At 33.0% G+C, this 4702-nt stretch carries 7 protein-coding genes; 6 read left to right on the top strand and 1 reads right to left on the bottom strand.

The window, feature by feature from the left end; all coding sequences use genetic code 11:
- From BB045_RS07015 to BB045_RS07000, 4 genes are all read left to right on the top strand, one after another.
- The coding region (locus BB045_RS07015) for a plasmid mobilization protein (RefSeq protein ID WP_075140614.1) at positions 1 to 315 on the top strand (315 nt) is incomplete at its 5' end.
- Complete coding sequence (locus BB045_RS07010) at positions 297 to 1262, top strand: relaxase/mobilization nuclease domain-containing protein (protein ID WP_001596919.1); 966 nt, start codon at positions 297 to 299, stop codon at positions 1260 to 1262. The genes BB045_RS07015 and BB045_RS07010, both read left to right, overlap by 19 nt.
- Positions 1231 to 1686 carry a DUF334 domain-containing protein gene (locus tag BB045_RS07005; RefSeq protein ID WP_001611965.1) on the top strand — a complete coding sequence of 152 codons (456 nt, stop codon included), beginning with the start codon at positions 1231 to 1233 and terminating at the stop codon, positions 1684 to 1686. Before BB045_RS07010 ends, BB045_RS07005 begins: the two co-directional genes overlap by 32 nt.
- 518 nt (positions 1687 to 2204) lie before the next feature.
- Positions 2205 to 3140 (top strand): replication initiation factor domain-containing protein, encoded by a 936-nt coding sequence (locus BB045_RS07000; RefSeq protein ID WP_012818283.1) that lies wholly within the window; start codon positions 2205 to 2207, stop codon positions 3138 to 3140.
- A 45-nt stretch (positions 3141 to 3185) separates the two neighbouring features.
- Here BB045_RS07000 and BB045_RS06995 read toward each other — a convergent pair whose 3' ends face one another.
- A complete protein-coding gene (locus BB045_RS06995; RefSeq protein ID WP_012818284.1) occupies positions 3186 to 3380 on the bottom strand; it encodes a hypothetical protein in 195 nt (64 codons plus the stop codon).
- A gap of 103 nt (positions 3381 to 3483) precedes the next feature.
- On the opposite strand from BB045_RS06995, the gene BB045_RS06990 reads away from it, so the two are divergent.
- Together BB045_RS06990 and BB045_RS06985 are read left to right on the top strand one after the other, a co-directional pair.
- Positions 3484 to 4257, top strand: coding sequence for a hypothetical protein (locus BB045_RS06990; protein ID WP_053022823.1), 774 nt, complete (start codon positions 3484 to 3486; stop codon positions 4255 to 4257).
- A gap of 249 nt (positions 4258 to 4506) precedes the next feature.
- On the top strand, positions 4507 to 4702 hold a 196-nt coding region (locus tag BB045_RS06985; RefSeq protein ID WP_483883059.1), incomplete at its 3' end, for a plasmid mobilization protein.

Here is a 4702-nt window from a genome sequence, read left to right as displayed (position 1 = left end):
GAGCCGAAACAAATTAGTTTTCGTGTGAGCGAATCCGAATATTTAAAGTTAAAGCAGTCAGCTGAAACTTTAAATATGAGTGTGCCTACTTTCGTTAAGAAAAAGGCACAAGGCAGTCGATTGGTCGCACCTAAATTTGATAAAGAAACGCGACAATCGATTGCTAAAGATTTGAGTAAATTAGGTGCTAATGCTAATCAAATCGCAAAGTATTGCAATCAACATCAACATGAGGCACCAAATTATGAGGCTTTAGAACGTAATGTGAGAGAACTTCGTGAAAGGCTTGATGATATATGGCAACAACTAAACTAGGTAACACAAAATCGGCAAGTCGTGCTATTAATTATGCAGAAAAGCGAGCAGAAGAAAAAAGTGGCTTAAATTGTGATGTAGATTATGCTAAATCGGCATTTAAACAAACTAGGGCTTTGTACGGTAAAGAAAATGGTGTTCAAGCACATACGGTAATACAATCTTTTAAACCCGGTGAAGTTACGCCAGAACAATGTAATCAATTAGGTTTGGAACTTGCAGAAAAGATTGCACCTAATCATCAAGTAGCAATCTATACACATACAGATAAAGAACATGTACACAATCATATTGTGATTAATTCAGTTGACTTAGAAACAGGAAAAAAATACCAAAGTAACAAGCAACAACGAGAACTGGTAAAACGAGAAAACGACAATATATGTCGCTCTCATGGTTTGAGTGTCCCAGAACGAGATACGGCACATTTGAGATATACGCAGGCAGAAAGTGCATTGATAGATAAAGGCAAAACATCATGGAAAGATGAATTGCGAGAACAGATTGAAAATGCAAAAGCTCATACAAGCGATTTTAAGAGCTTTTCAGAGCATTTAGAGAAAGAAGGTATAGAATTTAAGGTAAGGGGCAAAAACGTTTCCTATAAGCCTGAGAACGTCAATAAATGGGTACGTGGTAAAACACTTGGACAAGATTATGATAAGGGGGCGTTAGAACATGAGTTTGAAAGACGAGAAAGAGAAGAAGAACGACAATCAGAACAAGACCCAGTCACAGCGTACACAGAACAATTCGACGTCGACTGGGATGCAGTCGAGCATAACGCAGAGCAACTTAGAAAGACAAGAATTAGACGAACTGAAAAAACAAAACAAGCTCATCATCAAATATCTGGCAGAGATACAAGAGAACCAGAACGCACGAGAGAACGAACAAAAACAACTCAGATCGAATTTGACAGAGGCGACGAAGGATTTTCGAGATAGTGCATTCAAGACACATAATGACTTTATAGATATACTCAAAAAGAAATTAGATAAAGTGGAAACAGATGAATTAGCTAATATCATAGGCAGAGATATTTATAAAGTACGTGATGAAAATAAACGTATGTTGCAAGAAGTTAGAGAATCTCATGAACATTATAAAAAAAGGCAAAATGAGTTATTTAAGGGCATAGGTGCTATGTTGCTAGTCTTTATGTTATTTGCTTTGATTATGACAATTGGTAGTGACTTTATGGCATTTTTACATTTGGACGTATTGCAGAAAGCCATAGCAAGCCAAATAAAAGCGTCTAAGGGCTTTGTAGCATTTCTTTGGTATATTGCTTATGGAATCCCTTATTTAGTTGGTATAGTTGGTTTTATTATCTTGTATGAATGGATAAGAGCAAAGTTCCATGAATAAATAAAAACACTGTTGCAGCGTATGAAACGTTACAACAGTGTTATGGTACTACTATATTTTAATAAAGCTTATACAATCTTAAAAATACGCCACTATTTTTATACTTACCACGCAATTATGCCGAGAAAACTTATTGGTTGGAATGGGCTATGTGTTAGCTAACTTGATTAGCGTGTTGGGTGGGGTTGATTTGGGATTAATCCCAATGAAACACCAACACAACAACACATAAAGCCCTGTTGGTTCCGACCAATAAGGAAATTGGAATAATGCAACAAAAAGAAAAGACTCAGTCTAAATAGACCAAGCCTTTTGATAGTGTTATATTAATAACAAAATAAAAAAGAAGTCGCCCACTCCCCGACCAAAGTTTGTGAATGCGACTTATCCAAAAGAAAAAACATATTCGGTGTGTTTTATAACTATTGTATATCTAGATATTAAACGATATTTAAACATACATCAAGAGTTATATTTGGGTGGGCGACTTCTTAAAAATAATTAAGGAGTCGATTTTTATGAGTACAGAAAATTATTCAAATTACTTACAAAATAAGGATTTAGACAATTTTTCTAAAACCGGCTACTCTAATAGCCGGTTAAGTGGTCAAACTTTGGGAAAATCTCAACCCGAATTAAGTTTTGATGCAATGACAATCGTTGGGAATTTGAACAAAACTAATGCTCACAAGCTATCTAATTTTATGAGTTTAGAACCGCAAATAAGACTTTGGGATATACTACAAACCAAGTTCAAAGCTAAGGCTCTTCAAGAAAAAGTTTATATCGAGTATGACAAAGTAAAAGCAGATACATGGGATAGACGTAATATGCGAGTTGAATTTAATCCGAATAAACTCACACATGAAGAAATGCTTTGGTTAAAACAAAATATTATTGACTACATGGAAGATGACGGTTTTACAAGATTAGACTTAGCTTTTGATTTTGAAGATGATTTGAGCGATTACTATGCAATGACTGATAAAGCAGTTAAGAAAACTGTTTTTTATGGTCGTAATGGTAAACCAGAAACAAAATACTTTGGTGTTCGTGATAGTGATAGATTTATTAGAATTTATAACAAGAAACAAGAACGTAAAGATAATGCAGATGTTGAGGTTCTGTCTGAACATTTATGGCGTGTAGAGATTGAACTAAAACGAGATATGGTGGATTATTGGAACGATTGTTTTAATGATTTGCACATCTTGAAACCTGCGTGGGCTAATTTAGAAAAGATTAACGAGCAAGCTATGGTTTATGCTTTGTTGCATGAAGAAAGTATGTGGGGAAAACTAAGTAAGAATACTAAGACTAAATTTAAAAAATTGATTAAAGAAATATCTCCAGTTGATTTAACGGAATTAATGAAATTGACTTTGAAAGAGAACGAAAAACAATTGCAAAAACAGATTGATTTTTGGCAACGTGAATTTAAATTTTGGAAATGATTTAAATATTATAAGAGCTCTCCTTAAATCCGGAGAGCTCTTATTTCATTTCTTATTTTGATTTTCGTTATTACAACGTTCATTTTTTAATTCAGTAACATCCTTTTCTAATTGCTTAACTTTAGAAAAATGATTTGAAATTAATTTGATAATGTAAACAACTAAAATAACTAAAAGAATATTAAGAATAGTGATTATTGTTGTTCCGATTGAAAAAGTTTCTGCTGCTAACCCAAACATATTTGACCTCCGAATAATTTTTAAAATAAATATTATGAATATTATACATTTTAATATAAAAAACGTATAATATTGACTTGAAAAAAACTACAGGAGGGGCAATATGAAAAAAATATTATATTCTATAATTATTTTATCTTTACTTTTGACTGTTACTTTGTCGTATGGTTCAGAAGTTAAAGCAGAAATGAATGGAGATATCCAACAAGATTACAAGAAAACTATGGCTTTAGTGAAAGCAGAAATTGAAAAAGGAAATGCAAGTAGTCCAGAAGATGTACAAGCTTATAAAGATTTTATGCAAAAATATCCGGAAAAAGATATTAATGCATTAATGGAAAAAAATTTAAAAGCTAATTTAAATGAGGCAAGTCAAGTTACTTCTAAACAAGAATTAGGTAAAAATGATAAAAGTGTTAATCAATTAAGTGATGGATCACTTGTAGTAGCAGAAAGTACTGATAGTGAAGATACAAGCGAAAACACTGGAGGAATAACAACTTATGCTGCTAAAAAGACTAAAAGCGGTAAATCGCATGTAAGTCGTTTTACATATACAGTTTATGGACCACATCCTGTGGCGAAATTAAAAAACACAACTCGTTATAAAGTTTATAAAACAAAGGTCAAAATAACTAGTGTTTCAGCACAGGGTTCTAGTTCATTTTATCCTGCTAAATTAACAAAATTGAAATCTAAAAAGTTAGGTAATAATACGAGAACTGCGTCTGGCATAACTAACTTTAAATATACTGCTGGTTTACCTGGTAAGGAATTTTTAAGAAAGTATCCTTCTGTAACAACAAAAATTAAAATTAAATCTCATAAAGGAAAGACAGTTCGATATTCAGTTACACATAAAACAAGAGGAATTTAAGGATAAATTTTAATTATAATTTTGTATGGTTTTGAACTATGAGTGGCTAGCATTTAGCCACTCATTTTTTGCGTTAGCAAAAACAAAAAGGGTATGGGATATAATCCCATCAAGCCGGTATTTTCAGAACGTAGTGGCTAGAAAATACGACGCTTGCCAAACCACATAATTACTTGATAAAATCTGGCTTACCCTGTAAGCTAGATTTATATTAAGTAATTTCTTTCGAAGAAAGCGTGGTGGGATTTAATGAGCGAACAAAACAAATTTGTGGCTAGCGATGAAACTGTTGGGAAAAACCATAAACCCAACCGTAAAGAGCCGAAACAAATTAGTTTTCGTGTGAGCGAATCCGAATATTTAAAGTTAAAGCAGTCAGCTGAAACTTTAAATATGAGTGTGCCTACTTTCGTTAAGAAAAAGGCACAAGGCAGTCGATTGGTCG

Origin of the sequence: Staphylococcus sp. MB377, assembly GCF_001922505.1 — a bacterium.
In the GTDB taxonomy this organism is placed as follows: domain Bacteria; phylum Bacillota; class Bacilli; order Staphylococcales; family Staphylococcaceae; genus Staphylococcus; species Staphylococcus haemolyticus.
This window is presented reverse-complemented; position numbering and strand designations above follow the sequence as displayed.